The organism is Streptomyces sp. DT2A-34 (assembly GCF_030499515.1).
Lineage (GTDB): Bacteria > Actinomycetota > Actinomycetes > Streptomycetales > Streptomycetaceae > Streptomyces.
On sequence record NZ_JASTWJ010000001.1, the window covers coordinates 5,641,739 to 5,668,621 of the forward strand.

General features: G+C 71.4%; 23 protein-coding genes. 14 read left to right on the forward strand and 9 right to left on the reverse strand.

What is annotated here, in order from left to right; genetic code table 11:
* Positions 1–161 precede the first annotated feature (161 nt).
* Positions 162–1,979 carry a hypothetical protein gene (locus tag QQM39_RS25240; RefSeq protein ID WP_301999808.1) on the forward strand — a complete coding sequence of 606 codons (1,818 nt, stop codon included), beginning with the start codon at positions 162–164 and terminating at the stop codon, positions 1,977–1,979.
* A gap of 14 nt (positions 1,980–1,993) precedes the next feature.
* Here QQM39_RS25240 and QQM39_RS25245 read toward each other — a convergent pair whose 3' ends face one another.
* On the reverse strand, positions 1,994–3,304 hold the full coding sequence (locus QQM39_RS25245) for an ABC transporter substrate-binding protein (protein ID WP_301999809.1): 1,311 nt from the start codon (positions 3,302–3,304) through the stop codon (positions 1,994–1,996).
* 117 nt (positions 3,305–3,421) lie between these two features.
* Between QQM39_RS25245 and QQM39_RS25250 the strand changes: the two genes are divergently transcribed.
* Positions 3,422–3,922 carry a hypothetical protein gene (locus QQM39_RS25250; protein WP_301999810.1) on the forward strand — a complete coding sequence of 167 codons (501 nt, stop codon included), beginning with the start codon at positions 3,422–3,424 and terminating at the stop codon, positions 3,920–3,922.
* A 47-nt stretch (positions 3,923–3,969) separates the two neighbouring features.
* The gene (gene purU, locus QQM39_RS25255) at positions 3,970–4,851 is read left to right on the forward strand and encodes a formyltetrahydrofolate deformylase (RefSeq protein WP_301999811.1); all 882 of its coding nucleotides are present in this window, start codon (positions 3,970–3,972) and stop codon (positions 4,849–4,851) included.
* 191 nt (positions 4,852–5,042) lie between these two features.
* Here purU and QQM39_RS25260 read toward each other — a convergent pair whose 3' ends face one another.
* On the reverse strand, positions 5,043–6,317 hold the full coding sequence (locus QQM39_RS25260) for a zf-HC2 domain-containing protein (protein ID WP_302003717.1): 1,275 nt from the start codon (positions 6,315–6,317) through the stop codon (positions 5,043–5,045).
* A 125-nt stretch (positions 6,318–6,442) separates the two neighbouring features.
* Positions 6,443–7,027 (reverse strand): sigma-70 family RNA polymerase sigma factor, encoded by a 585-nt coding sequence (locus QQM39_RS25265; RefSeq protein ID WP_301999812.1) that lies wholly within the window; start codon positions 7,025–7,027, stop codon positions 6,443–6,445.
* 356 nt (positions 7,028–7,383) lie between these two features.
* On the opposite strand from QQM39_RS25265, the gene QQM39_RS25270 reads away from it, so the two are divergent.
* Both QQM39_RS25270 and QQM39_RS25275 read left to right on the forward strand, forming a co-directional pair.
* Entirely contained in the window at positions 7,384–7,764 is a 381-nt protein-coding gene (locus QQM39_RS25270; RefSeq protein WP_302003718.1) for an STAS domain-containing protein, read from the forward strand.
* A gap of 181 nt (positions 7,765–7,945) precedes the next feature.
* On the forward strand, positions 7,946–8,458 hold the full coding sequence (locus QQM39_RS25275; protein WP_301999813.1) for an EF-hand domain-containing protein: 513 nt from the start codon (positions 7,946–7,948) through the stop codon (positions 8,456–8,458).
* 38 nt (positions 8,459–8,496) lie between these two features.
* Here QQM39_RS25275 and QQM39_RS25280 read toward each other — a convergent pair whose 3' ends face one another.
* A complete protein-coding gene (locus tag QQM39_RS25280; protein WP_301999814.1) occupies positions 8,497–10,002 on the reverse strand; it encodes a class I adenylate-forming enzyme family protein in 1,506 nt (501 codons plus the stop codon).
* 151 nt (positions 10,003–10,153) lie between these two features.
* Between QQM39_RS25280 and QQM39_RS25285 the strand changes: the two genes are divergently transcribed.
* From QQM39_RS25285 to QQM39_RS25295, 3 genes are all read left to right on the forward strand, one after another.
* A complete protein-coding gene (locus tag QQM39_RS25285; RefSeq protein ID WP_301999815.1) occupies positions 10,154–11,287 on the forward strand; it encodes an acyl-CoA dehydrogenase in 1,134 nt (377 codons plus the stop codon).
* Between the two features lie 3 nt (positions 11,288–11,290).
* Positions 11,291–12,169, forward strand: a complete 879-nt coding sequence (locus QQM39_RS25290; RefSeq protein ID WP_301999816.1) for an acyl-CoA dehydrogenase family protein — start codon at positions 11,291–11,293, stop codon at positions 12,167–12,169.
* Positions 12,170–12,676: 507 nt separating this feature from the next.
* Positions 12,677–13,138 (forward strand): ATP-binding protein, encoded by a 462-nt coding sequence (locus QQM39_RS25295; protein ID WP_302003719.1) that lies wholly within the window; start codon positions 12,677–12,679, stop codon positions 13,136–13,138.
* Between the two features lie 368 nt (positions 13,139–13,506).
* On the opposite strand, the gene QQM39_RS25300 is transcribed toward QQM39_RS25295, so the two are convergent.
* Positions 13,507–14,433: a cyclase family protein gene (locus QQM39_RS25300; RefSeq protein ID WP_301999817.1), complete on the reverse strand. Its 927-nt coding sequence runs from the start codon at positions 14,431–14,433 to the stop codon at positions 13,507–13,509.
* Positions 14,434–14,528: 95 nt separating this feature from the next.
* Here QQM39_RS25300 and QQM39_RS25305 point away from each other — a divergent pair, with 95 nt between their 5' ends.
* The 4 genes from QQM39_RS25305 (at position 14,529) to QQM39_RS25320 (ending at position 19,210) form a co-directional block, all read left to right on the forward strand.
* On the forward strand, positions 14,529–15,440 hold the full coding sequence (locus QQM39_RS25305; RefSeq protein ID WP_301999818.1) for an SDR family oxidoreductase: 912 nt from the start codon (positions 14,529–14,531) through the stop codon (positions 15,438–15,440).
* A 113-nt stretch (positions 15,441–15,553) separates the two neighbouring features.
* Positions 15,554–16,705: an acyl-CoA dehydrogenase family protein gene (locus QQM39_RS25310; RefSeq protein WP_302003720.1), complete on the forward strand. Its 1,152-nt coding sequence runs from the start codon at positions 15,554–15,556 to the stop codon at positions 16,703–16,705.
* A complete protein-coding gene (locus QQM39_RS25315; RefSeq protein ID WP_301999819.1) occupies positions 16,705–17,754 on the forward strand; it encodes an alcohol dehydrogenase catalytic domain-containing protein in 1,050 nt (349 codons plus the stop codon). Before QQM39_RS25310 ends, QQM39_RS25315 begins: the two co-directional genes overlap by 1 nt.
* 214 nt (positions 17,755–17,968) lie before the next feature.
* The gene (locus QQM39_RS25320) at positions 17,969–19,210 is read left to right on the forward strand and encodes an MFS transporter (protein ID WP_301999820.1); all 1,242 of its coding nucleotides are present in this window, start codon (positions 17,969–17,971) and stop codon (positions 19,208–19,210) included.
* Here QQM39_RS25320 and QQM39_RS25325 read toward each other — a convergent pair.
* Positions 19,130–20,275 carry a GlxA family transcriptional regulator gene (locus tag QQM39_RS25325; RefSeq protein WP_301999821.1) on the reverse strand — a complete coding sequence of 382 codons (1,146 nt, stop codon included), beginning with the start codon at positions 20,273–20,275 and terminating at the stop codon, positions 19,130–19,132. The two genes, QQM39_RS25320 and QQM39_RS25325, sit on opposite strands and share 81 nt — an antisense overlap.
* Positions 20,276–20,347: 72 nt before the next feature.
* Between QQM39_RS25325 and QQM39_RS25330 the strand changes: the two genes are divergently transcribed.
* Complete coding sequence (locus QQM39_RS25330; RefSeq protein WP_301999822.1) at positions 20,348–21,676, forward strand: MFS transporter; 1,329 nt, start codon at positions 20,348–20,350, stop codon at positions 21,674–21,676.
* An 84-nt stretch (positions 21,677–21,760) separates the two neighbouring features.
* On the opposite strand, the gene QQM39_RS25335 is transcribed toward QQM39_RS25330, so the two are convergent.
* Positions 21,761–22,399, reverse strand: a complete 639-nt coding sequence (locus tag QQM39_RS25335; RefSeq protein WP_301999823.1) for a flavin reductase family protein — start codon at positions 22,397–22,399, stop codon at positions 21,761–21,763.
* A gap of 81 nt (positions 22,400–22,480) precedes the next feature.
* On the opposite strand from QQM39_RS25335, the gene QQM39_RS25340 reads away from it, so the two are divergent.
* On the forward strand, positions 22,481–23,320 hold the full coding sequence (locus QQM39_RS25340; protein ID WP_301999824.1) for a hypothetical protein: 840 nt from the start codon (positions 22,481–22,483) through the stop codon (positions 23,318–23,320).
* 142 nt (positions 23,321–23,462) lie between these two features.
* On the opposite strand, the gene QQM39_RS25345 is transcribed toward QQM39_RS25340, so the two are convergent.
* The gene (locus QQM39_RS25345; protein ID WP_301999825.1) at positions 23,463–24,353 is read right to left on the reverse strand and encodes an enoyl-CoA hydratase-related protein; all 891 of its coding nucleotides are present in this window, start codon (positions 24,351–24,353) and stop codon (positions 23,463–23,465) included.
* 16 nt (positions 24,354–24,369) lie between these two features.
* Positions 24,370–26,616 (reverse strand): acetate--CoA ligase family protein, encoded by a 2,247-nt coding sequence (locus QQM39_RS25350; protein WP_301999826.1) that lies wholly within the window; start codon positions 26,614–26,616, stop codon positions 24,370–24,372.
* Positions 26,617–26,883 lie beyond the last annotated feature (267 nt).

The following is a 26,883-nucleotide window of genomic DNA, read 5'->3' on the forward strand; positions in this document are numbered from 1 at the left end:
CGATGGTGCGGGAAGGAGGGCGTATATAGCGGATGGGGGACCGGGACTGTTACGGCGGTCACAGGGACGCAGGTCACGTCCCGGGCTGCGTAGCACGGGGATCGGCGGAGCCGGTAGCGTGAGCCGACGATTCACAAGGTCCCCCATTAGTAGGAGTCCCGGTGACGCAGAGTGGACAGGGTGAGGAGCCCTCGGCGCGGCCCGCGCGCGAAGGCATCGTGCTGCCCTCCGACGGTGGTGAGCCGCTGCTGCCGGGCATGACGGGCGGGCAGGGCGGCCGGCCGACCTCGGTACCGGCCACGCCGCCGACCCAGCCCGCGCCTTCGGCACCGCCCGGCGGCCAGGCCTGGGGCACCCCCTGGGGACCCGACCAGAACCAGTACCAGCCCCCGACCCCGCCGCCGGCCGCGCCGGGCCAGGCCTGGGGAACGCCGCCCGGCCAGTCCTGGGGCGGGCAGGAGCAGCCGTACCAGTCGGCGCCGCCGGCCCAGTGGGGCGCGGCGCCGGACGCCGCCGCGGGTGCGCCGTCCCAACCGCTGCCGCCGGAGGGCGTGTCGTACGGCGGGGGCGCGCACTCTGCGCCGGGCACGCCGTCGTACGGCCATGGCGCCCCGGCCGGTTCACCGATGCCCGCGCCGCAGCAGCCGTACGGGGCGCCCGGCGGGAGCGCGCCGCTGCCGCCCGCCCGCGCCGAGGAGTACGGCTCCCCGGGCGCCGGCGCGCCCTTGCCGCCCGCCGCGCACAACGCCCCTGGCGCGCCCCTCCCGCACGCCGGTGCCGGTGCCGGTGGCTTCGGGGCACCGCTGCCTCCGGCCGACGAGGGCGCCACTCAGTACATACCGCCGGTCGGCGGCGCCCCCGCGGGCGCGGACGACCAGGCCACCCGTTACATACCGCCCGTCGCCGCGTTCCCCGCTCCCGCGGCCGCCGAGGGGGCGACGCAGTACATGCCGCCGGTGGGGCCGGGGGCGTTGCCGCCCGAGGTGGCCGGTGAGAGCACGCAGTTCCTGGGGCGCGTCCGGCAGGCAGGCGCCGCCGGTCCTCAGGGCGGTGCCGGACCGCTGCCGCCGGCTTCCGGGGCCGACGCCGAGGCCACGCAGTACATCCCGCCCGTGCCCGGACAGGCGGGCGGTCCGCCGCACGCCGGGGCGGAGCGGCAGCCGCTCTCCGACTTCGACAACCTCTTCCGCAGTGAGCCGGGCGGCGGCGAGCCCCCGGCCACCCAGCAGCTGCCGCGCTTCCAGCAGCCGCAACCGCAGCCGCAGGGCCGGCCCGAGACGGCGTACTTCCCGCCCGGCCCGAGCGGCGACGACGGCGGCCGGGGAGGCCGCGGTGGCGGTCGTACGGGCTTTCGGCTGCCGCTCATAGCCGCCGTCGGCGTCGGTATCGCCGTGCTCGGCATCGGCGCGGGCGCACTGCTCGCCGGTGGCGGCAAGGACGACGACAGCGGCGAGGACAACACTCCCGTCTCCGCCACGGCTCCGGCGACCGAGGGCTCTCCCTCCCCGTCGGCCGATCCGGCCGAGGAGCAGGCGGTCGCCCTGGACAAGCTGCTGGCCGACAGCGGCGACAGCCGTACCGCCGTGATCAACGCGGTGGCCGACGTGAAGTCCTGCGGCAACCTCGCCCAGGCCGCCACGGACCTGCGCGGCGCGGCCAAGCAGCGCAACCAGCTGGTCACCGACCTGTCCAAGCTCACCGTCGACCAGCTCCCGAACCACACCGCCCTGACGACCGCGCTGACCAAGGCGTGGCAGGCGTCGGCGTCCGCCGACAACCACTACGCGGCGTGGGCGGACCAGGTCGCCGCCAAGAAGAAGCAGCTCTGCAAGAAGGGCCAGGCCCAGGCCACCAACCAGACCCAGGCCGGCAACCGGGCCAGCGGCACCGCCAGCGCGCAGAAGAAGACGGCCGCGCAGCTGTGGAACTCGATCGCCGGGAAGTACGGCCTGACGCAGCGCCAGCCGACCCAGCTGTAGTCGGGGCCGGGCGGTCAGTTCACGTCGGCGCTCTGCAGCGTCTTCGTCACGTCGGTGAAGCCCTTGCGGGCCGCCACCAGCCGCCCGTCCCGCACCACCTGGAGGGTCACCTCGCGGTTGACCAGCCGGGGGAAGCCGACGGCGGCCAGGACGTCCTGGAACTTCCACTGCAGGGTCGGTGTGAGGCCGCCCGTGGAGACCTTCAGGCCCTCGTTCAGAGCCTCCCGCACGGAAGTGGCGGTCACCTCGTCGTCGCCCAGCGACTCGACGACCTTCTTGAACACCGTGTACGCGATCCATGTGGTCTGCACGCCGGCGTCCGCAGGGTCGATGCGGTTGTCGCCGAAGGCCTGCTCGCTGATCACCTTCTTCATCGCGTCCCAGCGCGGATCGCTCGCGACCGGGTACCAGCCGGTGATGTACGACCCCTCGTAGGGCCCCGACGTCCCGCCGCCCGCGTTGATCACGGTCTGGTCGGCGCTGCCGAGGACGGTGGCGGTGCGCACGTCGGGATAGTCCTGGCGGGAGCGCCGGAAGGAGTCCATGAAGGTGGTGGTGCGGTCGCCGAGCGCGGGCACCACACAGCCGGTCTCCGTCGGGTCGTCGGTGGAGTACTCGAGCGCCCGCGTCGACTGGCTGCCGTACTCCGTGGCGTCCTCCTCGGCCAGCTGGTCGGCCGCGGCCGGGTGCCCGCCCGCCTTCAGGCCCGAGTTGAGCAGGGGCGGCAGCTCGTCGCCGGCGATGTTGTCGGGGCGTACCAGCGCGACGGGGCCGCAGGTGCGGGCCAGTTCCTTGCCGAGGCCCGCCAGGAGGGTGGGCTGGCCGCCGTTCACGGGGTAGGACAGCGGGCTGGTGAACTCGGCGTTGGTGACACCGTAGCCGCCTATGTAGGGGATGCCGGCGCCCTCCAGCGAGGGCAGGAAGGTGTCGCCGTACTGGCTGTAGGAGCCGATGACCGCGACGACGTTCTCCTCGACGGCGCGGTCGGCGCACTTCGCCGCGGACACGCTGTCGTTGTGGTCGTTGCAGGTGAGGACCTTCAGCTCGCGGCCGCCGAGGCCGCCGTGGGCGTTGACCCAGCGGGCGTACGCCTGTGCGAAGGCCGGTATGCCGGGCTTGTTGGTCGCCTTGGTGTTCTCCGGCGCCCAGGTCATGACGGTGATCGTGTCGTCCCCGGAACTCCCCGCGGTACCGGGGACGACCCCGCATCCGGCGGCGAGCGACGCACACGCCACCAGTGCCGCCGCCGTGCGAGCGGCTGCTCTGACGGGCGGGTTGGTGATCATGGGGAGGACGGTGCTGCGGGTGCGTCGCCTGCCGGTCATGCTTCCGCACGATTCCGCCACACAACAAACCATGGCGCGACCCTTGGCTATCACATGGTGACGAGAAGGTGAATTACGGGGGTTGGTGGGCCGCGTGTGACGGGGAACGTACGATCGATGACCGTGCAAGGTTCGGAGAACTCTTCCCGTCGCGGCCGTCGCTCCTCCACCATGGGCGGCATGCCACAGAACGACATGCCGTGGTGGCGCTGGCGCAGCAATGTGCGCTCCGCGCTGCACATGCTCTCCGACCCGGTGTTCCAGCGAGACATCTGGCTGGCCGGCGTCGACGGATACGGCGACGTCACCGACGCCGTGTACCGCCTGGTCGAGGACACCTGGCTGGACAACTGGTCCGCCGAGAAGTACGTCGGCACGATCTTCCGGGACTCGCAGGAGGCGGCGCTCGTCGACACCGCCGTGCTGCGCGTGCTGCGGATCATGCACCAGGTCGGCCCGGACGCCCCGGTCTCCGCGTACGTCGAGAACCAGGGCTGGCCGGAGGCGGTGCGGGCGGCGCGGGACGCGCACGTCCGGATGGCCATGGCCGACGGCGAGGACCCGGAGACCGCGCCGCGCACGCTCGAGGTGCTGCGGATCATGACGCGGTCCGCGTAACGGGACGACCGTCCACGGCGGGCCCCGGATATGGGACCCTGTGCTGCATGAACGAGCAGTCCACCCGAGCCGCGGTCCCCGCCGAGCAGTACGTCCTCACCCTGTCCTGCCCCGACAAGCAGGGCATCGTGCACGCCGTGTCGAGCTACCTCTTCATGACCGGCTGCAACATCGAGGACAGTCAGCAGTTCGGTGACCACGACACGGGACTGTTCTTCATGCGCGTCCACTTCTCGGCGGAGGCGCCGGTGACGGTGGACAAGCTGCGGGCGAGCTTCGCGGCGATCGGGGACTCCTTCCAGATGGACTGGCAGATCCATCGGGCCGAGGAGAAGATGCGGGTCGTGCTGATGGTCAGCAAGTTCGGGCACTGCCTGAACGACCTGTTGTTCCGCGCCAGGATCGGGGCGCTTCCTGTGGAGATCGCCGCCGTGGTCTCCAACCACACCGACTTCGCCGAGCTTGTGGGGTCGTACGACATCCCCTTCCACCACATTCCGGTGACGAGGGACAACAAGGCCGAGGCGGAGGCCCAGCTGCTGGAGATCGTCCGGGAGCAGGGCGTGGAGCTGGTCGTCCTCGCGCGGTACATGCAGGTGCTCTCCGACGATCTGTGCAAGGCGCTCAGCGGGCGGATCATCAACATCCACCACTCGTTCCTGCCGAGCTTCAAGGGCGCGAAGCCGTATCACCAGGCGCATACGCGGGGTGTGAAGCTGATCGGGGCGACGGCGCACTATGTGACGGCGGACCTGGACGAGGGGCCGATCATCGAGCAGGAGGTCGAGCGGGTCGGGCATGGCGTCACGCCGGACCAGCTGGTCGCGATCGGGCGCGATGTGGAGTGCCAGGCGCTGGCTCGGGCGGTGAAGTGGCATGCCGAGCGGCGGATTCTGCTGAACGGGCGGCGGACGGTCGTTTTCGCCTAGTAGCTCGGGTTCATCTGTTTCAGGGCGACTGCGGCTGGTTCGTGGTCGCTCGCGCAGTTCCCCGCGCCCCTGGAAGTACGTCCACTGCGCGCCCCTTCAGGGGCGCGGGTCTGTATCGATTTGCGGCTCCGCCGCGTGGGCGCGACCAGCCCACGACTACCCGCGGCCGCCCGCGAAACCGCCACCCATCCCTACATCCGGCTCAAGCTCGCCGCAGCGAACAGCACATCCCTGATCGCCTCCCGGTCACCCACCTGCCCTGCCGCAGCCTCCGCAGGAGACACGTGGCCCGCGGCCAGCCTGCAGAACTCCGCGCCGTCCAGCGCGACATGGGCCACCTCGTGCTCGGCGGAGCCCACCGCCGCCGGGGAGTCCAGGGGAATCAGCCACTCCCCACCACCCGACCCCTCGATCTCCAGACGCAGGCTGCGGCCGGGCTCACCCGCAGGGACGAGGTGGCGGTGCGGGCCGGGTGACGGCGCCGCCAGGCCCGCGCGGCGGCGGGCCGCCAGGACCGTGGGGAGCATGCGGGCCGCCAGGTCGACCATGGGGTGCAGGTCACGCCCGGACGGCGGCTCGTACGGGTAGTCCACCGCCTCGGCGATGTCCTCGGCGTGCACCCAGCACTCGAAGGCGCGGTCCAGCATCGCGTCGCGCAGCGCCAGCTCGAAGTCGCCGTACGGGATGGACAGTTGGCCCGTGCCGCCGCCCGTGAAGGACACCGTGCGGACCAGGTCGTGGGTCTGCTCCCGCCAGGGGGCCCGCACGGCCCGCGTCGGCGGGAAGTGCGAGGCGCGCCAGTACGCCTCGGTGCGCGCGGACGGGGTCGGCCGGTCCGCGGCGACGTCGCCCAGCGGGTCCTGAAGGCCCAGCGCGATCGCCACCAGCCCGTCGACCGTCAGCAGATGGGCGATGACCCCGGCGACGGTCGTACGACGGCTCGTCGGCTCGTCCTTGCGGAACCACCGCAGCCGCACGGGCGCGTGCCACTCGGCGTCCCCGAAGTCCTGCAGCAGGGCGTCGAGGCGGGCCGTCTCGGCGTCGTACGGCGTCGCCCACTCGGGCACCGGGATGCGCGGCGGGCGCCGCTCCAGGCAGCCCTCCAAAACGCGGGCGCGCAGGGAGGGGTCCAGGTCGAGGGACTCGGCGGGGTGCAGCAGGCCCACGGCCTCGCGCAGCCGCCGCGCCTCGTCCGCGCAGGAGCCGCAGTCGCCGAGGTGCTCCTCGACGGCCGCCGTCTCCTCCGGCGAGCAGGCGGCCAGCGCCCACGCTCCGAGGAGCGACTTCAGGACACGGTGTTCGAGGACGAGCGGGGCCGGGCGCGGTGTCAGGTCGCCGAGGTCCTCCAGGGCGGGCAGGGCGCGTCCGGTGTCCTCGACGGAGGAGCGGGGGAGCGGTATGCGGGGCGGCTGGTCCGGGCTCGGCTCCGGGGTGGGGTGCTGGTCGTCGCCGTTGCCGCTGTTCATGCCGTCGGCTGCGCGGGTGGTGTCCGCGGAGCCGTTCTCCTCCTTGTCCCGGGCGTGCTTGTCCTGCTTCTGGCCCTGATCATGGTCATGGTCATGGTCCTCGTTGGGGAACCGCTCCGCCTCGTTCACACCGCACCCCCGTATCCCGGCGGTGCCCCCGGGGCGGCTCCCGCGTCGTGGGCCGTGGACAGCAGCTGCAGGCCCAGGCGGAGGCGGCGGCGGGCCTCGTCCTCGGTGACGCCGAGGTCGGCGGCGGTCTGCCGGTAGTCACGGCGCTGGAAGTAGGCCAGCTCCAGTGCGGCGCGCAGCGGGACGGGCATGGACTGGACGATGTAGTCGGCGCGGGCGGCGACCGAGGCGTGGCGCACCTTGCGCTCCAGCTCGTCGGTGGCGCCCCGGCCGGCCCGGACGAGGGCGGCGGTCTCGGTGTCGCGCAGCCGCTGCACGGCGAGGCGGTGGGTCAGCGTGGCGACCCAGGAGCGCAGCGGGCCCTGCTTGGGGTCGTAGGTGTCCGGGTGCTCCCAGACGTACGCGAAGACGTCGCGGGTGACGCGGTCGGCGGCGTGTTCGTCGCCCAGCACGGTGTGGGCGAGGCCGTGCACGAGCGAGGCGAACCGGTCGTAGAGCTCGCCGAGGGCGGCCGCCTCGCCGCGGGCCAGGCGCTGCTGCATCTTGCGGTCCCAGCGGGGCGGTGCGTCCTTCTTCGCCATGCGGCCCCCCTCACCGGTCCGTCCGTCCCTGTCCAGCGTGCGTCCACCTTCTCCCCGAATGTAGTCGGCACGTCTGACAGCGCACGCCCCTTTGTCGCATTGTGCGCCCCTCGACGAGCAGTGGGTGGTAGTGGACGTTGATCTGTCTGTTCTGTCTGTCCCGTCTGGTCGGCCTTGCAGTCGCTCGGTTACCCGGCCATCGTGCGATCGGAACCGATCGAACAGGATCGAATGCGATTGAAACAAGCCTCTTCTGATCGGTGACCGTTTTCGGCAGGGTGTTTCAGGGAACAGCCGCTGGGCAGCCGCGCTGCAAGGAAGCGTAGGTGTCGCTTCCGTTTTGGCCGACGAGGGGCGTGGTGGTGACGTTGAAAGTGATCGGTGGCGAGCGAGGCGACTGGGCTGTGCTCGAGGTGTCCGGCGAGCTGGATCTGGTGACCTCGCCGGTGATGCGGCAGCACATCCACGACGTGGTGGCCGAGGGGCGCCACAGCCTCGTGCTCGACCTCTCCGAGGTCATGTTCTGCGACTCCAGCGGCGTCGGCGTCCTCATCGCCGCCCGCCGCCTCATCCGCTCCTGCCAGGGCAGCCTGCGGCTGATACTGCCGGCACAGGGCGCGGCGGACGGGTCGCACGTCAACCGGGTCCTGGGCGCACTGGGTGTACGCCGGCTCTTCGAGGTCTACCCGGACGTCACGGCGGCGGTCGCGGACGACGCCCGGCCACTGTCGGCCTGACGGTTCCGGCCCGACGGTTCCCGACCTGACCGCGGCGACACCGCACGCGAAGTGCCACACCGTTGTCCCAAAATTCCCCCGGTCTTGGCACAACCGCCGCTTTCGGGCGCCCGGACGGCCCCGGGCGTCGTACGCTCCGTGCGAGATGCACCCCACGTGACGTAAGGCGGCCCGATAAGACATGGTCAGCAGCGAGTACGAGCGCAGGATCGCCGCCCGGTTCGCCACCTTCGACCAGGACGGCAACGGCTACATCGACCGGGAGGACTTCAGCGCGGCGGCCAAGGCGCTGCTCGCGGAGTTCGGTACCACTGCCCGGTCCGACAAGGGCCAGGCCCTGTACATCGGCGCGGAGGCGTTCTGGCAGGGCATGGCCGGGATCGCGGACCGGGACGGCGACCAGCGCATCACCCGCGAGGAGTTCGTGAACGGCGCGGTCAAGCGGCTGCGTGACAACCCGGACCGGTTCGCCGAGATCGCCCGCCCCTTCCTGCACGCCGCCCTCGCCGTGGCCGACCCCGACGGCGACGGTTCCGCCACCGTCGCCGACACTGCGCGCGTGCTCGTCTGCCTCGGCGTGCAGCGGGACGTCGCACAGGCGGCCGCCGGCACGCTCGACGCCGACAGCGACGGCAAGGTGGCGGAGAGCGAGATCGTGACCGCGTTCGCCCGCTACTTCACCGTGCCCGAGTGAGACCGGCACACCGTGCAGTGAGACCGGCACTCCAGCCCCTACGCCCCTGAGAAGCGCTCCCTGAGCTTGTACTTGAGCACCTTCCGCAGGGTGTCGTTGCGCGGAAGGGCGTCCACCACCTCCAGCTGCTCCGGCAGCTTGTGCGTCGACAGCCCTTCCCCGCGCAGATACGACGTCAGCGCCGCCAGGGTCAGCCTCTCCGCTCCCGCCGGCTGTTCCACGACCGCGCAGACCCGCTCCCCGCGCTCCGCGTCCGGCAGCCCGATCACCGCCACGTCCCCGACCGCGGGATGCCGGTGCAGCAGGTCCTCGATCTCCTTCGCCGAGATGTTCTCGCCCTTGCGGATGATCACGTCCTTCAGGCGGCCGGTCAGCACCAGATGCCCGCTGTCCGTCAGATGTCCGAGGTCACCGGTCCGCAGGAATCCCTCCTCGTCGAAGGCCGCCGCCGTCTGTGCCGGATCCAGATAGCCCCGGCACACCGCCTCCCCGCGCAGCCGCACCTCCCCGTCCACGATCCGGATCTCCATCTCCTCCGGCGGCCGCCCCTCCGTGGTCGCCAGGTTCTCCGCCGTGTCGTCCGGCGCCCCCATCGTGATCATCGGCACCTCGGTCATGCCGTATCCGTGCGTGAGCTGCACCCCCATCTCCCGCACCACGGCGTGATACAGCTCCGGCGGCTTCGGCGCCCCGCCCCCCGCCAGCAGCCGCAGCGAGGGGACGACCTTCCCGCCGCCCGGCTCCTTGCGCTGCTCGGCCAGGAACATCGAGTAGAAGGCCGTCGACCCGCCGGCGATCGTGACCCCGTGTTCGCGGTACGCCGCCAGCGCCTCCGGCAGCGCGAACTGCTCGAACATCACCGCCGGGAAGCCGTACAGCAGCAGCATCACCATGTAGTCCGGGCCGCCTATGTGGGCGTACGGGAAGGCGATCGACCCGATGTCGTCGGCCGTCGGACGCAGCGCGTGCGCCAGGCACGAGCCGCCCGTGATCAGTGAGCGGTCGGTGTGCAGGACGCCCTTGGGGTCGGAGGTCGTCCCCGAGGTCCAGTAGATCCAGCGCACCGAGGTGCCCTCGGAGGGCGGCGGGGGCAGGACCGACGGATCGCCGTCGGGCAGGCTGTCGTACGCCTCGAAGATCCCCTTCGCACCCAGTCGCCGTGCCATCTCCGCGTGGTCGAAGCCCCGCCACTCGCCCGGCACCGCGAAGAACTCCGCCTTCGACTCCCGCAGCGCGAAGCCGACTTCGCGGTCCCGGTAGAAGGGGATGACCGGCGACTGCACGGCGCCCAGGCGGGCCAGCGCGCAGGACAGCAGGGCCGTCTCGATGCGGGTGGGCAGCTGCCAGGCGACGACCGTGCCCGGGCGTACGCCCATGTCGTACAGGCCGGCCGCCACGCGCTCGGCACGCGCGCGTAGGTCGCCGAAGGACAGGGAGCGCTCGTCCTGGAGGAGAACGGGACGGCCGGGGGTGTGGTCGGCGCGGCCGGCGACCAGGTCCCAGAGGGTGCGCGAGGAACTCAGGGAGTGAGCGGTGTCGTTCATGACGGCCCCCTGCCACCGAAGAAACGTAACTGACGATCTGTCAGATCGTGGGCAGAGCGTAGGCCTCGCCGCCTTGTCGGTCCAGGGGTGCGGGACTTAGCCTTCCCGCAGAGCGCTATCTGACGACGCATCAGATATGGAGTGGCCGCACATGGACCTCGCCCACACACCGGAAGAGGACGAGTTCCGTGCCCGGCTGCGGAAGTGGCTGGGCGAGGTGCTGCCCACGCTCCCGCCGAAGCCCTCCCCGGACGAATGGCCGGGGCGCCGTGCCTACGACCTCGGCTGGCAGCGCAGGCTGTACGACGCCGGGTACGCCGACGTCCACTGGGACGCCTCCCCGACCATGCGGCTGATCTTCCTGGAGGAGACCGAGAAGGCGGGCGCACCCTATGTGGGCGCGGGCTTCGTCGGGCTGCTGCACGCGGGGCCGACCATCGCCGCCGAGGGAACCGCCGAGCAGCGGGCGCGCTGGCTGCCGCCGATCCTGCGCGGCGAGGAGGTCTGGTGCCAGGGTTTCAGCGAACCGGACGCCGGATCCGACCTCGCGGCGCTGCGCACGCGCGCGCGTAGGGACGGCGACGACTATGTGGTGACCGGGTCCAAGATCTGGACCTCCCATGCCGAAGTGGCCGACTGGTGCGAGCTGTTGGTACGGACGGACCCGGCGGCCGCAAAACACCGGGGCATCACCTGGCTGGCCATGCCCATGGACGCGCCGGGCATCACCGTACGGCCGCTGAAGACCCTCGCCGGGTCCGCCGAGTTCGCCGAGGTGTTCCTCGACGAGGTGCGGGTGCCGGTCGCCAACCGGGTCGGGGACGAGAACGACGGCTGGCGCGTGACGATGGTGACCCTGTCCTTCGAGCGCGGTACGGCCTTCGTGGGCGAGGTCGTCGCGTGCCGTCGCGTGCTGCGCGAACTCGCCGCCGAGGCGCGCGAGAACGGCCGCTGGGACGATCCGGTGCTGCGGCGGCGGCTGGGGCGGTTGAACGCCGAGTTCCGGGCGCTGTGGCGGCTGACGCAGTGGAACGTGAGTGAGGCGGAACTGAGCGGCGGGATGCCCGGCGTGGGGGGTTCGGTTTTCAAACTGAGATATTCGCATGCCCGCCAGGAGCTCTACGACGCCGCGGCCGACGTCCTGGGCCCGGAGTCGCTGGACCTCGACCGGCCGTGGGTGCTCGACCGGCTGTCCTCGCTGTCGTACACCATCGCCGCCGGCACCTCGCAGATCCAGCGGAACATCGTGGCCGAGCGGATCCTCGGGCTGCCGAAGGGGCGGTGACGGATGCGTTTCCAACTGACCGAAGACCAGCGGGCGTTGCGGGCCGGTGTGCGGGAGCTGCTGGCGCGGCGCTTCGGCCGGGAGGCCCTGCGGGCAGCCGTCGACGAGCCCGGCCGCCTGGACCGGGCGCTGTGGCGGGAACTCGGCGCGGCGGGGTTCTTCGCCCTACGGCTGCCGGAGGAGCGGGGCGGGGTCGGACTCGGGTTGCCCGAGGCGGTGTTGGCCTTCGAGGAGGCGGGGCGCGTGCTGCTGCCCGGACCCTTGGTGGCCACGCATCTCGCGGCGGGGGAGGTGCCGGGCGCGGCCGCCGGGGAGGCGGTCGTGGCGGACGTCGGCGCGTGCGGGCTGGTGGAGTGGCTCGCCGAGGCGGACGTCGTACGGGGGGACGCGGCGGGGTCCGTACCGCTGCGGTCGGTCGATCCGCTGACGCCCCTGCACCGGGTTCCCGCAGCCCGTGGCGTGGACCCCGTCGCCGTACTCCTCACCGCCGCCGAGCAACTCGGCGGCGCCACGCGCGCGTGCGAGCTGGCCGTGCAACACGCCCGGGCCCGCGAGCAGTTCGGGCAGCCGATCGGAGGCTTCCAGGCGGTGAAACATCTGTGCGCGGACATGCTGGTGCGGACGGAGACAGCCCGTGCCGCCGTCTACGCCGCGGCCGTCACCGCCGACCCGGCGGACATCGACACCGCCCGGCTGCTCGCCGACGAGGCCGCCGTGCGGGGCGCCCGCGACTGTCTCCAGGTGCACGGCGGCATGGGATTCACCTGGGAGTTCGAGGTGCACCTGCATCTGAAGCGCGCATGGGTGCGAACGCATCGTGCGGGCGATGCTACGGAGAGTGAGGAAAGGCTGGCCGTCGACCTTCTCGCACAGTCGAGCTAAGGCCGCCTGGTCTGCGGCATCGCCGAGGGGCCCGCACGGATGTCGCGGATTGTGGCATACCGGAATTACGGAGCGTTGATATCGGGTTGTGTCCTACGCGTGACTCGTCACGGCCTGGAGTCGACTGCCCGCTCCGGTACCTTGTGTGAGATGCGAGTGGTTCCGAGCACGAGCCATGCCGGAGTTGCCCTTGAGGCGGCGCCGGATCCGGCGGTGCGCGCCAGTGCTCGCAGGGCGGGAGGGCTCTTCGCCCCCGTCTGTTCGACTCCCCGAAACAAGCGTCGCACAGTATGCCGCAGGGGTACTCCTTCGCGCTGGAATATGCCCGAAGCGCTTGTTGGGGTGACTGTACGTCAACCATGCTGTCAGCTAAGGGATTCACGTTCCGTGACCCTGGCTTTGGCCATTGTTCTGGCCATGAAAAGAATGGCTAGGATCGTGGCCCTCGTGAGGCGCGGGGCCAAGTGTCCGCCGGTTCGGATGGTGTGAGCGGTGCAGGTGCTTCAAGTGCAGCTGGAGATCCGGCCCGACCCCGCTGAAGTGGGGCGAGCCCGGCGGTGGGCCCGCTCGCGGCTTGCCGGGTCCGGGATAGAGGCCGATGAACCGCTCGCCGAGACGCTGATCCTGCTCATCTCCGAACTGGTCACCAACGCCGTGGTGCACACCGGTTGTCCCGCCGTACTGCGCCTGTCCCTGCCGGGTGCGGCCCAGGAGTCCGCCACCGTACGGCTGGAGGTGGCCGACCGCAGCGACCGCGCGCCCGTGCCCCGGTGCGCCGACGACGACGCGACCGGGGGCCGGGGCCTCGCGCTCGTCGACGGTCTCGCGGACCGATGGGGCTGGAGCTGCGAGGGCGCCGGCAAGCGGATCTGGTGCGAACTGGACCGCGAGTCGGAGTCGGCGGGGCCCGCTTCCGCCTACGGGAGCGGGGCGTCGGCGTACGAGGGCCTCGCGTACGAAGCGGTGTGACGGGCGCACGGCGCGCCAACTGCGCCGGGTTCGGTGCATGGTTGCAGAAAGCGCTGTCGCCCTTGTCCGGGTGAGCGTCGGTGCGCCCGGGCATGCTTCCGTGCGCGGCTTCTACAAATAGGGCGGTAAGTAACAAATCCCCGAGTGGGTGTTGACGTCGAGTGTCCGGTTGATCACGCTTGTGGTCAGCGATTCGCCGCGAGGGGACGACGAGGGTTTCGGTGACGGAGGCCCTCGCCGAGTGTGGGTCGTGATTCGGCGTCGGTTCTCTCAGGGCCCGGAGAGCTGGGGCGGGTACGCCGAAGTCGGATGGCGGCGCGCGGTGCCGTGCTCGGGGCGATCACTGCCGCGCCGCCAGCCGACCTCGTTCAGAGCACGGCCACGGGCGCCACGGGAGTTCCCGTACCGCCGACGAAGGGCTCGGGCATCGCCGACAGCAGGAACGCGTAGCGGCCCTCTTGTCCACAGGCTGTGGACAACTCTTCGAGATTCCAGTTCTGGCCCTGAAGCATCCCCATTTCCACCAAATCGAGCGCATGTACGGGCAGCCACAGATCCTCGACCTCGGGCGGAAAGATCTCAAATGTGAGGGTGTCGTTCGCGACGGCCGCCACGTCGCGCGCGTGGAACCACTCCGGCGTACGGATCGACAGGCCGGGCGAGGGGTAGCCGTACCCGTGCTTGTCGCCGGCGAGACAGACCTGCATCTGCCCCGTCCGTACGAGCGCGATGTCGCCGGCGCGCACGCGTGTGCCCGCGAGTTCCTCCGCTGCCTCCAGGTCCTCCGGGGTGACCGCGTGTCCGCCGTCGAGCCGGGTGACGCCACGCGCGCGTGCCACGTCCAGCAGTACGCCCCGCGAGACGATGTGCCGCGCCTTGTCGATGCCGCTGAACTCGGCGCCGCCGTGCGCGGTGATGGTGTCGGCGGGACGGCCGTTGTAGAGCCGGCCCGAGTGGGAGACGTGAGTGAGCGCGTCCCAGTGGGTCGCGGCCTGCAGTCCCATGGTCACGGCGTCGTCGCTGCACGCGACGGTGCCCGGGCCGAAGATCTCCTGGTTGATCTGCACCATGGCGTGCAGCGGGTTGACGCGGCCGGGGATCATGCCGGTCTGTATGCCGTCCTGTCGCAGGGGGAGGGCAAGGGGGATGCGGCGGCCGGTGCGGACGCAGGCGGCCGCCTCGCGGACCACCTCGTCGGTGATCAGGTTGAGGGTGCCGATCTCGTCGTCGGCCCCCCAACGTCCCCAGTTGTTCACGCGCTTGGCGATCTCGTGGAACTCCTCCGGCAGTGACATGAGTCCTCCCCGGGGCTTGTCTTCGCGTATCTGACGGGTCGTAGAATCGAGTCGAATCTAACGGACCGTCAGAAACTGCAGGAAGGGGCCGGAGTATGGGGAACTTCTTGGCAGGCAAGGTCGTCGCCGTGACGGGCGCCGGGCGGGGCATCGGACGGGCGGTGGCCCTGGCGGCCGCGGCCGAGGGAGCGCGGGTGGTCGTCAACGACTACGGGGTGTCCGTGGACGGGGTCTCGCCCACGAGTGAGGTCGCCGAAGGGGTCGTCAAGGAGATCGAGGCGGCGGGCGGCGAAGCGGTCGCCGTGGCCGACGACGTGTCCACCATGGCCGGTGGGCAGCGGGTCGTGGACACGGCGGTGTCGGCCTACGGGCGCATCGACGGGGTGGTGTGTGTCGCCGGGATCCTGCGCGAGCGGATGCTGTTCAACATGACCGAGGAGGAGTGGGACCCGGTCGTCGCCACGCATCTGAAGGGCACCTTCACGGTGTTCCGGGCCGCGTCTGCGGTGATGCGCAAGCAGCGGGCGGGGACCTTGATCGGATTCACCAGTGGCAACCATCAGGGGTCGGTGTCGCAGGCCAACTACAGCGCGGCGAAGGGCGGGGTCATCTCGCTGGTACGGAGCGCTGCGCTGGGCCTGCACCGGTATGGGGTGACCGCCAATGCCGTGGCGCCGGTGGCGCGTACGCGGATGTCGGCCGGGGTTCCCACGGAGTTGGCGGAGATGGGGGAGCCGGAGGACGTCGCCGCGATGGTGGTCTACCTGTTGTCGGACGCCGCTCGGGAGCAGGGGGTCACGGGGCAGGTGTACACGGTCGCGGGGGCGAAGATCGCGGTGTGGGCGCAGCCGCGGGAGCTGCGCTCGGCTCATGCCGACGGTTCTTGGACGCCGGAGCGGATTGCGGAGGTGCTGCCGGGGTCGGTGGGGGTGGATCCGATGCCGATGTTGGAGCGGGTGGAGGCGATGCGGCGCGCTGCCGCTGAGGGGGAGCGGCCTAACGCCTAAGAGCTCGGGAGGTGTTCTGGATTCGCGGGTGCGGGTGGTTTGTGGCTGATCGCGCAGTTCCCCGCGCCCCTGAAGGGGCGTTGTCGCTGACCGGCGATTTTGAGGAGACCCCCATGGACTTCGGGTTTGCGCCTGAGGATGAGGCCTTTCGTTCGGAAGCGCGGGCGTGGCTCGACGTGCATGCCGAGGACGTTCAGGACCGGCGGACTTGGGAAAGGGCGCTTGGGAAAGCCGGTTGGATTGGGCTGGGTTGGGGCGAGGGCGGATACGGCAATCGGACCGCGACTCTCACTCAGCAGGTCGTCTGGGCTGAGGAGTACGCCCGATCGGGCGCGCCCGCTCGCTCGGGGCATATCGGTGAGAAGCTTCTGGCGCCCACGCTCATCGCGCACGGCACGGAGGAGCAGAAGGGCCGGTTCCTGCCGGCTATCGCGGCCGGGGACGAGCTCTGGTGTCAGGGGTACAGCGAACCCGGTGCGGGTTCCGACCTCGCAGGGGTTCGTACGAAAGCCGAACGCGCCTCGGACGGGACATACCGCGTCACCGGGCAGAAGATCTGGACCTCTCTCGCCCACGAGGCCGACTGGTGCTTCGTGCTGGCCCGTACCGAGCCCGACTCCCGGCGCCATCACGGACTCAGCTTTCTGCTCGTCCCCATGGACCAGCCGGGTCGCATCGAAGTCCGGCCCATCCGTCAGATGACCGGCACGAGCGACTTCAACGAGGTCTTCTTCGACGGTGCGCACGCGCGCGTGGAGCACGTCGTCGGAGGCGAGGGCGCGGGATGGAAGGTGGCGATGAGCCTGCTCGGGTTCGAGCGGGGGGTGTCGACGCTTGCCCAGCAGGTCGGGTTCGCCGCTGAGCTGGGGCGGGTGGTGCGGGCGGCCGTCGAGTCGGGGGCGGTCGAGGATCCCGTCGTGCGGGAGCGGCTTGTGCGGCAGTGGGCCGAGCTGAGGGTGATGCGCTGGAACGCGTTGCGCACGCTCGGCAGGGCCGGGGACGCGGGGGCGCCCAGTGTGGCCAAGTTGCTCTGGGGCGGCTGGCATCAGCGGCTCGGGGAGCTGGCGATGCAGGTGCGGGGGGCGGCGGCGGGGGTCGGGCCCCGGGAGTGGTCGCCTTCGACGCCGTACGAACTCGACGAGGCGCAGCATCTGTTCCTGTTCTCCCGCGCCGACACCATCTACGGCGGGTCGGACCAGGTTCAGCGCACGATCATCGCCGAGCGGGTGCTCGGGCTGCCAAGGGAACCCAAGGGGGTTGTGTGATGCGCGGCGTGGTGTTCGACGGGAAGCGGGTCGAGGTCGCGTACGACCTTCAGGTGCGGGATCCCGGGCCGGGTGAGGTGCTGGTCGCGATCTTGGCTGCGGGACTGTGCCACAGCGATCTCTCCGTGGTGGACGGGACCATACCTTTTCCGGTTCCTGTGGTGTTGGGCCATGAGGGGGCGGGGGTGGTGGAAGCGGTGGGTGTGGGAGTCACCCATGTCGAGCGGGGAGATCATGTGGCCCTGTCCACGCTCGCCAACTGCGGGACGTGCGCCGAGTGCGACCGGGGGCGGCCGACCATGTGCCGGCAGGCCATAGGGCGTCCGGGGCAGCCGTTCGAGCGACGGGGGCGGCCCGTCTTCCAGTTCGCGTCCAACTCCGCGTTCGCGGAACGGACCGTGGTGAAGGCCGTGCAGGTGGTACGGATTCCGAAGGACATTCCGCTGCCCTCGGCCGCGCTCATCGGGTGCGGGGTGCTGACCGGGGTGGGCGCCGTGCTCAACCGGGCGAAGGTGGACCGTGGGGACAGCGTGGTCGTGATCGGTGCCGGCGGTATCGGTCTCAACGTCATTCAGGGGGCCCGGATCGCGGGCGCGCTGCGGATCGTCGCCGTGGACGCGAATCCGGCGAAGGAGGCGGTGGCGCGGCAGTTCGGGGCGACCGACTTCCTGACGTCGGTGGAGGGGGTGCGGGAACTGCTGCCCGCGGGGGCCGCCCATGCCTTCGAGTGCGTGGGGCGGGTGGAGTTGATCCGGGCGGCCGTCGATCTGCTCGACCGGCATGGGCAGGCGATTCTGCTGGGGGTTCCGCCGGCCGGCGCCGAGGCCTCCTTCGTCGTGTCCTCCATGTACCTGGACAAGTCGATCCTGGGGTGCCGGTACGGGTCGTCGAGGCCGCAGCGGGACATCGCGCTGTACGCCGAGTTGTATCGGGACGGGCGGCTGCTGCTGGACGAGCTGGTGACGCAGACGTATCCGGTCGAGGAGTTCGAGAGGGCGGCGGCGGATGCGGAGGCGGGGAAGGTGGCTCGCGCGGTGCTCACCTTTTGAGGTCGCCCTCGGCTTCTGCGGGTTTTCGGCGGCAGAGATGACTCGGCTTCTGCGGATTCCTGGCCTCAGAGATCCCTCCGCTTCCGGGTTTCTCGGCTTCTGAAGTTTCTCGGTCTCTGAGACTCCTCGGCCTTCTGAGGCTCCTCCGCGCCGTTTTCCACAGGCCCGGAAATGCCCTGCCGTGTTGTCAGTGGCGGCGCCTACCGTCGTTTCCATGACCTATCGAGACGTCGCCTCCAAGCAGGTCCTGATCTGGGCCTGCACCGCCGTCGCCTCTCGTATGCCGGTCGCCATGGCGCCGTTGGCCTTGGTGTTCCTGGTGCGGGAGCGGCCCGGCGGTTACACCCTGGGTGCGACGCTCGCGGCGGCCTATGTGCTGGGCGAGATCATCGCCGCCCCGGTCCTCGGGATGCGGCTGGACCCGGCTCGCGGCCGGCGTCATCTGGCCGTCGGGCTCGTGGGCGGGGCGGCGGGGTTCGCGGGACTCGGGGTGCTGGCCGGGGCGCACCCCGTGGTGCTGGGGGCGTTCGCGTTCCTGGCCGGTGGGGCTCCGGCCGCGGCCGCCGGAGGTCAGCGGGCGCTGCTGACCTCGCTGGTCCCGGAGCGGGCCGTGGCGCAGGCGCTGTCCGCCGAGTCGATGCTGATGTCGGGCGTGTGGGCCGTCTCCCCGGTCGCGGTCGCCGGCCTCGCCCTCGGGGTGGCGCCGCGGGTGCCGTTGCTCCTCGCGGCCGCCCTGATGGCGTCGTCGATCGCGGGCCACTGGCTGCTGCCCGCGGGCTGGGGCAAGGGGGACCAGGACGGGGAGGAAGGCCGGGCGAGGATCCGCCTGCTGATACGCGCCTGGCCGGTGTACGTCACGGGCGCGGCCAGCCTCACCCTGCTCGGCCTGGCCGAACTCACCCTGCCCGCCCTGCTCGAGCAGCGCGGCATCGGCGTGGGCTGGTCCGGCCTGATGCTGGCGGGCATGGCGACGGGGGCGGGGCTCGGGGCGTTCCTGTACGGCCTTCGGTCGTGGCCGGGGCGGCTCCGCGCGCGCAGTGTGGTGCTGATGTGCGGCATGTCGGCCTTCGTGACCCTCGCCGCGCTGATACCGGGCGCGGCCGGGATCGCGGGCGCCCTCGTCCTGGCGGGCACGCTGCAGGCGGGCGCCCTGGTCACCCGCAACCTGTCCCTGCGCGAGGCCCTGCCGCCGGGAGCCCTGGCCGCCGGTTACTCCGTGATGTACGCGGCCGCGGGGGCGGGCTACGCGGCGACGGGTTCCCTCGCGGGCGGCCTGCTCCAGGTGGTCGCGCCGTCCACGGCGGTCCTGGCCGGCGTGGCGGTGACGTTGCTGCTGACGGCGCTCGGCTGGTGGGGAGAGGTTCGCCGCGACGTCTCAAGTGCCGCTGAAGAGAGGGGAGTTGGGACTGCTGCCGTCGCGGAAGGTGCGCCGATAGCTGGTGGGTGTGACGCCTAGCGCCGCCTGTAGGTGCTGCCGCATCGACTGGGCGGTGCCGAAGCCGGCGTCGCGGGCGACCTGGTCGACGGACAGGTCGGTGGACTCCAGCAGGTGCCGGGCGCGTTCGACACGCTGCTGGGTGAGCCATTGGCCGGGGCTGACGCCGACCTCCTCGCGGAAGCGGCGCGTGAAGGTCCGCACGGACATGGCTTCCTGCTCGGCCATGTCGCGCAACTGGATCGGCTCGTGGAGCCGGCCCAGGGCCCAGGCGCGGGCCGAGGTCGTGGACGCCTGCTGGGGGTCGGGGACCGGGCGGTGGATGTACTGGGCCTGGCCGCCGTCCCGGTGGGGCGGTACGACCGTGCGGCGGGCCACCTCGTTGGCGATCGCCGTGCCGTGGTCGCGGCGGACCATGTGCAGGCACAGGTCGATCCCGGCCGCGACACCGGCCGAGGTCAGTACGTCGCCGTCGTCGATGAACAGGACGTCCGCGTCGACCTTGACCCTCGGGAACAGCCGTTGGAAGCGCTCGGCGTCCGCCCAGTGGGTGGTGGCCGGGCGGCCGTCGAGGAGGCCGGCGGCGGCCAGGACGTATACGCCGGTGCAGATCGAGGCGAGCCGGGTGCCGGGGCGGATGTGGGCGAGTGCGGCGGCCAGTTCGTCGGTGAGGACGCCCTCCTCGAAGACCGGGCCGAGTTCGTAGGACGCCGGGATGATCACGGTGTCGGCGGTGGCGAGGGCCTCCGGGCCGTGTTCGACCTGGATGGCGAAGTCGGCGTCGGTCTGCACGGGGCCGGGTGGCCGGATCGAACAGGTGACGACCTCGTACAGATGTCGTCGCCGGGCGTCCTTGGGCCGGCCGAAGATGCGGTGCGGGATGCCCAGTTCGAAGGGGAGGGCGCCGTCGAGGGCGAGGACGACCGTGCGGTGCGGCCGGAAGCCGCGGTCCTTGGCCTCCGTGCCCTCGGTCTGCGTGTCCGGGGCTTCCGTGCTCTGCGTCTGCGTCTGCGTCTGCGTGTGCGGGGCCTCCGTGTGCTCCGTCCGCGCGTCCGGGGCGTCCATGTGCTCGGTCTCCGCATCCATGGCCCGATCCTAACGAATGCTGTCCTTCGGGCCACTCGTTTCGGGACGATCGCAGGCCCGAAGCTCTATGTCGTGACCCAGACAACCGAGGCAGACGCCACCGCAGAGGACATCCGGCCGATCAAGAGCTCCCGCCCGCGGCTCAGCCGCAAATGGTCACTGCATCGGGCATGGTTCGTCGCCGCCGTAGCCTTCGTGACGATCATCGGCGCCGCCGCCTTCCGCTCCGTGCCGGGGCTGCTCATCGACCCGCTGCACCAGGAGTTCGGCTGGTCGCGCGGCACGATCGGCGCCGCTGTCTCGATCAACCTCGCGCTGTACGGGCTCACCGCCCCCTTCGCCGCCGCCCTGATGGACCGCTTCGGCATCCGGCGCGTGGTCGCGGTCGCGCTCATCATGATCGCGCTCGGCTCGGGCCTGACGGTGTGGATGACGGCGGCCTGGCAACTGCTGCTGTGCTGGGGCCTGCTGGTGGGTCTCGGCACCGGTTCGATGGCGCTGGCCTTCGCCGCGACGGTCACCAACCGCTGGTTCACCGAGCGGCGCGGTTTGGTCACCGGCATCCTGACCGCCGCCTCGGCCTCCGGCCAGCTGATCTTCCTGCCCGTGCTCGCCTTGATGGTCGAGGCGGGCAAATGGCGCCCGGCCGCCGTCACGGTCGCCCTCGCGGCCCTCGCGGTCGTCCCCTTCGTCTGGCTGCTGCTGCGCGACCACCCGGCCGACGTGGGCCTGAAGCCGTACGGCGCGAAGGAGTTCGTGCCCAAGCCCGCCCCCGTGCCGGGCGCCGCGCGCCGGGCGGTGACGGTGCTCTTCTCGGCGGCCCGCACCGGTCCCTTCTGGCTGCTGGCCGGCACCTTCGCGATCTGCGGCGCCTCCACCAACGGCCTCATCCAGACCCACTTCGTGCCCGCCGCCCACGACCACGGCATGCCCGTCCCGGCCGCCGCCTCGCTGCTCGCGGTCATCGGCGTGTTCGACGTGATCGGCACGATCGCCTCCGGCTGGCTCACCGACCGCTTCGATCCGCGCCGCCTGCTGGCGGTCTACTACGCCCTGCGCGGCGTCTCGCTGCTGTTCCTGCCGATGCTGCTCGCTCCGTCGGTCCACCCGCCGATGATCTTCTTCATCGTCTTCTACGGCCTCGACTGGGTCGCCACCGTGCCGCCCACCGTCGCCCTGTGCCGGGAGCAGTACGGCGACGACAGCGCGATCGTCTTCGGCTGGGTCCTCGCCTCCCATCAGGTCGGCGCCGCGCTGGTGGCCTTCCTCGGCGGGGTCGCGCGGGACGTCTTCGGTAGGTACGACATGGTCTGGTACGCGTCGGGGGCGCTGTGCGCGGCGGCGGCGCTGATGGCGCTGGTGATCCGGCGGCGGACGGTGCCGGAGGTTACAGCGGTCTAGAGAGCAGGCCCGTCCAGGCCTGGAGCAGGCCCGTCCAGGCCTGGAGTAGGCCTGGACGGGCCCCGGACGAGGCCCGGAAGACGCCTAGAGGAACCGCCCCTTGTGGAACAGCAGCGGAGCCTCGTCCCCGTCGCTCGCTCCCAGGGCTTCCACCCGGCCCACCACGATCAGGTGGTCGCCCCCCGTGTGCACCGCGTGGATCGTGCAGTCGATCCACGCGAGCGTGCCCGCGAGGCGAGGAGAGCCGGAAACCGGCGCCGCGTCGTACGCGACGCCCGCGAACTTGTCCGCGCCGCTCACCGCGAAGGCGCGGCACAACTCGCCCTGACCGGAGCTCAGGACGTTCACGCAGAAGACGCCCGCGCGGGCGATGCGCGGCCACGTGGTCGACGTACGGCCGACCATGAAGGCGACCAGGGGTGGGTCGAGGGAGAGGGAGGAGAAGGACTGGCAGGCGAAGCCGGCGGGGCTGGGTGTGGGGGTGGAGTCGGGGGCGGGGGTCTGCGGGGCGTCGGTGGTAGCCGGTGCCGTGACAACGGCCACGCTTGTCGCGAAGTTCCCCAGCACCCGCCGGAACTCGGCCTTCCCGACCGTTGCCCGCTCGTCCTCGCCGACGCATCGCAGCTCAGGGCGGGGCAGCACTTCGACAGGCTCCCGCCGGCGGGATGCCTTGGTCGACCTGAGGTAGCGGACGGCGGCGGCCGCCATCCCTGCGTGTCCCATCACACCGACCATTGAAGCTGACGGTACGTCAGATCGGAAGGGGTCTGCGGGGCGCGGCACGCGCGCGCGTACGCTGCGGATATGGGGTGGGACAACAGTGCTGACGGCCCGGAGGGCGACAGACCCGGCGATGTGGTCCGGAGGTTCGTCGACCTGAACGCCGCCGCCGCGGTGTGCGCGGCCCAGTTCCCGGCGATCGGCCTCATCTGGTTGATCGGGACCCAGCTGAGCCGCGACGACTACGGCGGCCCGTACAGCTTCTTGTCCTATCTCGCCCTGGCCCTCCTGCTCGCCGTGACGCCGGTGTTGATGCCGTTCGCAGGCCTCGCGCACGCCGTCGCCCACATCGGGCCGGCGGATCTTCTCGCGCGCCTCGCGGCTCGTCACGTACGCGGGCCCGTATGGGCCTGGCACCTGGTGTGCACCGGGGCGCTCGGTGTGGTCTGGGCGGCACTGGCCGCCCTGCTGTGGGGCTGGTCGTTCACCAGCACGGCGGCGCTCCTCGCGGCCCTCGGCGTGCTGCCCGTGTTCGGCCTCGCGTACCTCCGCGGGCGGGCGCGGCGCACGGGTCGGCCGCAGGGGTTCTGGGCGGTGTGGCTGCCCTCGCTGTTCGCCTCCGTCACCCTGTTCCTGCTGGTCCTCGTCGGAGGCGTGCTGGGCACGGTCACGAGGCTCCTCGGATACGAGCCCCCTGCGCTGTCCGCCGGGCGGCTCGCCGGGGACTGGCGTGGCGCGGACGGAGCGGTCCTTCGGCTGGATTCGGGCGGAAAGGCCGAGCTCACCAAGCTGCCCACCGAGTCCGAGTCAGGTGACTGGTACACCGACCCGATCGACGTGTGCGACGGCACCGGCAGCTGGTCCCCCGGCGAGCAGGGCGGTCGCGACGCCGTGCTCGTACGACTCGACGGCGGATGCGGGTAAGCGACGTACTGGACGATCGGTGGTACGGAGCGCGAGCCCGAGCTCTTCGCCCGCTTCGGCGACCCGGACGCCGGCGAACTGTGGATCCTGGTGCGGCACTGAGTTCCCGGGGCCGCGCCCCTTGTGCTCACCCTCCTCGCGCTCACCGCCCCCGGTACGAAGCGCCCCTGCGCTCCACGAAACTCGCCACCCCCTCCCGCGCGTCCTCCGTCGTCATGTTGATCTCCTGCGCCGCCGCCTCCGCCGCGAAGGCCGTGGTGCGGTCGGCGTCGAGGGAGGCGTTGACGAGCTGCTTGGTGAGGGCGAGGGCGCGGGTCGGGCCGGTGGCGAGGCGTTCGACCCACTCGCGGGCCGTCTTGTCCAACTCGCCGTCCGGCAGGACGCGGTTGACGAGGCCCAGCCGCTCCGCGTCCGCGGCGGTGAGCGCGTCGCCGAAGAACATCAGCTCCTTCGCCCGCTGGGGGCCGATGAGGCGGGGCAGGAGATAGGCGCCGCCGCCGTCGGGGACGAGGCCGCGACGTACGAACACCTCGATGAACTTCGCCGATTCGGCGGCCAGTACGAGGTCGCAGGCGAACGCGAGATGCGCGCCGAGGCCGGCCGCGGTGCCGTTGACCGCCGCGATCACCGGCTTCTCGCAGTCCAGGACGGCGGCGATCAGCCGCTGGGCGCCGAGCCGTAGCGTGCGGGCGACGTCACCGGCGACGCGCTCGGCTCCGGTCGCCGCCCCTCGCAGGTCCGCACCCGCGCAGAAGCCACGGCCCGTGCCGGTCAGCACGACGGCCCGCACGCCGGGGTCCGCGGAGGCGTCGGCGAGTAGTTGGATGATGCGTTCGCGCTGGTCAGGGGTGATGGCGTTGAGGGCCTCGGGGCGGTTGAGGGTGATGCGGCAGACCCGGTTGTCAGTGGCGTGTTGTACCAATGACTCAGCGGGAATTTCCGGCTCGGTTTCCGGTCGCGTTTCCGGCTCGGTTTCCGGATCGATTTCCGGCTCATTCGCTGGTTCGACGGACTTTTCGGGGGAGGAAGGCATGGAGGTACTCCGCTTCTTACAACGGCTGTTCAGGGGCCGGCCGGCAGATGGCCAAGGCGTCCAGCGCCACGGCCCCCTGCCCCTGCGGCAGCACCATCAGCGGGTTGATGTCGAGCTCGGCGAGGTCGCCCTCCAGTTCCAGGGCCATGCGCTGCACCCGCAGGACGACTTCCACGAGCGCGTCGAGATCCGCCGGGGGGCGCCCCCTGACCCCGTCGAGCAGGGCCCGCCCGCGCAGTTCGGCGAGCATGTCCCGCGCCTGCTCCTCACCGAAGGGCGGCACGCGTACGGCGGTGTCGCCGAGCACCTCCACGAGCACTCCGCCGAGTCCGACCGTCACGGTCGGCCCGAACAGCTCGTCGTGCGCGGCACCCACCACCATCTCGACGCCCCGCTCGACCATCTGGCAGACCAGGACGCCGTCCAGGGAGACGTCCTCGTAGCGGGCGATCTCCGTCAACTCCCGGTAGGTATCGCGTACTTGGCTGGCAGAGGTGAGCCCGATCCTGACCAGGCCCAGTTCGGTCTTGTGGGCGATCCGCGCGCCGGACGCCTTCATCACCACGGGGTAGCCCACCAGGCCCGCGGCCCGTACGGCGGCCGCCGCGCTGGTCACCAACTGCTCGCGCGGGACGCGGATTCCGTACGCCCGCAGCAACTGCTTCGCCGCATGCTCGCTCAACTGCTGGCCGGGGCGCATCAGCGCCTGCGCCTTGCGGAAGGACGGCGAGGGGGTGCGCGGGGCCTCGTCGAACGGGGAGCGGTAGCCGGCGGCGAAGCGATGGTGGTCGAGGTAGGCGCGGACGGCGGTGATGCAGTTCGCCACCGTGCGGAAGGTGGCCACGCGCGAGGAGCCGAGCAGGACTTCGCGGTACGCCGGTTCGGTGCCGACCGGCGACCCCCACACCACGCACACCAGCTTGGCCGTCCGCTCGGCCGCGTCCACCAGGTCCTGGACGAGCCGGTCGCTGAGTGGCGGGAAGGGGCCGGTGACCGGGCAGATCAGCACCCCGACCGCGGGGTCGTCGAGGATCGCGTCGATGATCTTCCGGCCGCGCCAGTCGCCGACGGGATGGCCGCCGTTGTCGACCGGGTTGGCCACGCTCAGGTACTCGGGTATCCACTGGTGGAGCTCGGCCTGCTTGGCCTGCGACAGCACCGGCAGCGTGAGCCCCGCCTCGCTCGCCAGGTCGGCGAAGTGCGCGCCCGTGCCGCCCGAGATCGAATAGACGACGACGCCGTCGGCGCGCGGCGGTTTCGCACGGGCCAACAGGGCCGCGGTGTCCTGGAGCTCGTCCAGGCCGTCGACCCGGATCACCCCGTACTGCCGCATCGCCGCGTCCACCACCGCGTCCGCGCCGGTCAGCTTGCCGGTGTGTGAGGCGGCCGTGCGCGCGCCGGTCTCGGTGCGGCCCACCTTGACGGCGACGACCGGCACCTTGCGGCGGGCGGCCCGGTCGGCGGCGAGCAGGAAGGACCGGCCGTCCTTGAGGCCCTCGACGTAGCAGGCGATGGCTCCGACCTCGGGCCGCTCGGCGAAGTAGGAGATGAAGTCGGCGGTCTCCAGGTCGGCCTCGTTGCCGGTGGGCGCCCAGTGGGTCAGGCGGATGCCGAGCTCCTGGAGGGCGAAGACGGGTCGGCCCTGGTGGCCGGACTGGGTGATCAGGGCGATCGCGGGGCCGGCCAGGTCGTCGCGGAACCGTTCGAAGGCGTTGAGGTTGGTGTTGGGGCCCAGCAGCCGCATCCCGGACCGTTCGACGGCGGCGGTGAGCCGGTCCTGTGCGACGGCGCCCTCCTCGCCGGTCTCCGCGAACCCGGAGGCGAAGACGACGGCGAACTTCACCTTGGCCTCGGCCAGTTCCTCGATCACCGGAAGGGGGTCGGCGACCAGCAGTACGGCGAGATCGACCTGTTCGGGCAGGTCGGCGACGGAAGGAGAGCAAGGGATGCCGAAGACGGACGGGCGGTTCGGGTGCACGGGATGGAGCCGGGCGCCGACCCGCTCGGACCAGGCGATCAGCTGGCGGGTGACACCGGTGTTCGGCCGGCCCTCGGCGTCCGAGGCGCCGATCACCGCGACCGACTCCGGCCGGAAGAAGTGGTCCAGATCGGGCACGTCGGAGTGCAGCGGACGGCCGCTGACGTCGAGATCGTCGACCTCGGCCGGGCGGCCGTGGACGGCGGGCCCGGGCTGCTCGCCACAGGCGATGACCCGGGCCCGGCGGGAGTCGGTGGTGAGGGTGCCGTGGGTTGATCCAAGCATCGGTCCGCCCGCTCCTGTGTGACAGCGATTAACTGACGCAGTGTCAGATTAAAGGAACTGATGCATCGTCAGGAATGGCTGTGCACGCAAAGTTGGGCGTGGGGTGTCCGCGGGTGCCTGTCCGGTGTCTGGTGAGGGGGTCGGCCGCACTGGCCGTCAGGGGCGCTTTCTCTCAACTGCTCTGACATCAGCTTTCTGCGCGGATCTGCACTGTCCGCGCCCGCCCCGGCGAGGGTCGACTGATAGTCACGCCGCGTCTGTATAATG

Excerpts from the sequence above, each read along its gene's own strand:
- QQM39_RS25260 (WP_302003717.1), bottom strand. The coding sequence starts at position 6,317 with ATGAACAGCGGCAACGGCGACGACCAGCACCCCACCCCGGAGCCGAGC.
- QQM39_RS25350 (WP_301999826.1), bottom strand. The coding sequence starts at position 26,616 with ATGCTTGGATCAACCCACGGCACCCTCACCACCGACTCCCGCCGGGCC.
- QQM39_RS25285 (WP_301999815.1), top strand. The coding sequence starts at position 10,154 with ATGGACCTCGCCCACACACCGGAAGAGGACGAGTTCCGTGCCCGGCTG.
- QQM39_RS25275 (WP_301999813.1), top strand. The coding sequence starts at position 7,946 with ATGGTCAGCAGCGAGTACGAGCGCAGGATCGCCGCCCGGTTCGCCACC.
- QQM39_RS25265 (WP_301999812.1), bottom strand. The coding sequence starts at position 7,027 with ATGGCGAAGAAGGACGCACCGCCCCGCTGGGACCGCAAGATGCAGCAG.
- QQM39_RS25325 (WP_301999821.1), bottom strand. The coding sequence starts at position 20,275 with ATGGATGCGGAGACCGAGCACATGGACGCCCCGGACGCGCGGACGGAG.
- QQM39_RS25310 (WP_302003720.1), top strand. The coding sequence starts at position 15,554 with ATGGACTTCGGGTTTGCGCCTGAGGATGAGGCCTTTCGTTCGGAAGCG.
- QQM39_RS25245 (WP_301999809.1), bottom strand. The coding sequence starts at position 3,304 with ATGACCGGCAGGCGACGCACCCGCAGCACCGTCCTCCCCATGATCACC.
- QQM39_RS25320 (WP_301999820.1), top strand. The coding sequence starts at position 17,969 with ATGACCTATCGAGACGTCGCCTCCAAGCAGGTCCTGATCTGGGCCTGC.
- purU (WP_301999811.1), top strand. The coding sequence starts at position 3,970 with ATGAACGAGCAGTCCACCCGAGCCGCGGTCCCCGCCGAGCAGTACGTC.
- QQM39_RS25315 (WP_301999819.1), top strand. The coding sequence starts at position 16,705 with ATGCGCGGCGTGGTGTTCGACGGGAAGCGGGTCGAGGTCGCGTACGAC.
- QQM39_RS25305 (WP_301999818.1), top strand. The coding sequence starts at position 14,529 with ATGGGGAACTTCTTGGCAGGCAAGGTCGTCGCCGTGACGGGCGCCGGG.
- QQM39_RS25290 (WP_301999816.1), top strand. The coding sequence starts at position 11,291 with ATGCGTTTCCAACTGACCGAAGACCAGCGGGCGTTGCGGGCCGGTGTG.
- QQM39_RS25340 (WP_301999824.1), top strand. The coding sequence starts at position 22,481 with ATGGGGTGGGACAACAGTGCTGACGGCCCGGAGGGCGACAGACCCGGC.
- QQM39_RS25250 (WP_301999810.1), top strand. The coding sequence starts at position 3,422 with ATGACCGTGCAAGGTTCGGAGAACTCTTCCCGTCGCGGCCGTCGCTCC.
- QQM39_RS25280 (WP_301999814.1), bottom strand. The coding sequence starts at position 10,002 with ATGAACGACACCGCTCACTCCCTGAGTTCCTCGCGCACCCTCTGGGAC.
- QQM39_RS25345 (WP_301999825.1), bottom strand. The coding sequence starts at position 24,353 with ATGCCTTCCTCCCCCGAAAAGTCCGTCGAACCAGCGAATGAGCCGGAA.
- QQM39_RS25300 (WP_301999817.1), bottom strand. The coding sequence starts at position 14,433 with ATGTCACTGCCGGAGGAGTTCCACGAGATCGCCAAGCGCGTGAACAAC.
- QQM39_RS25335 (WP_301999823.1), bottom strand. The coding sequence starts at position 22,399 with ATGGGACACGCAGGGATGGCGGCCGCCGCCGTCCGCTACCTCAGGTCG.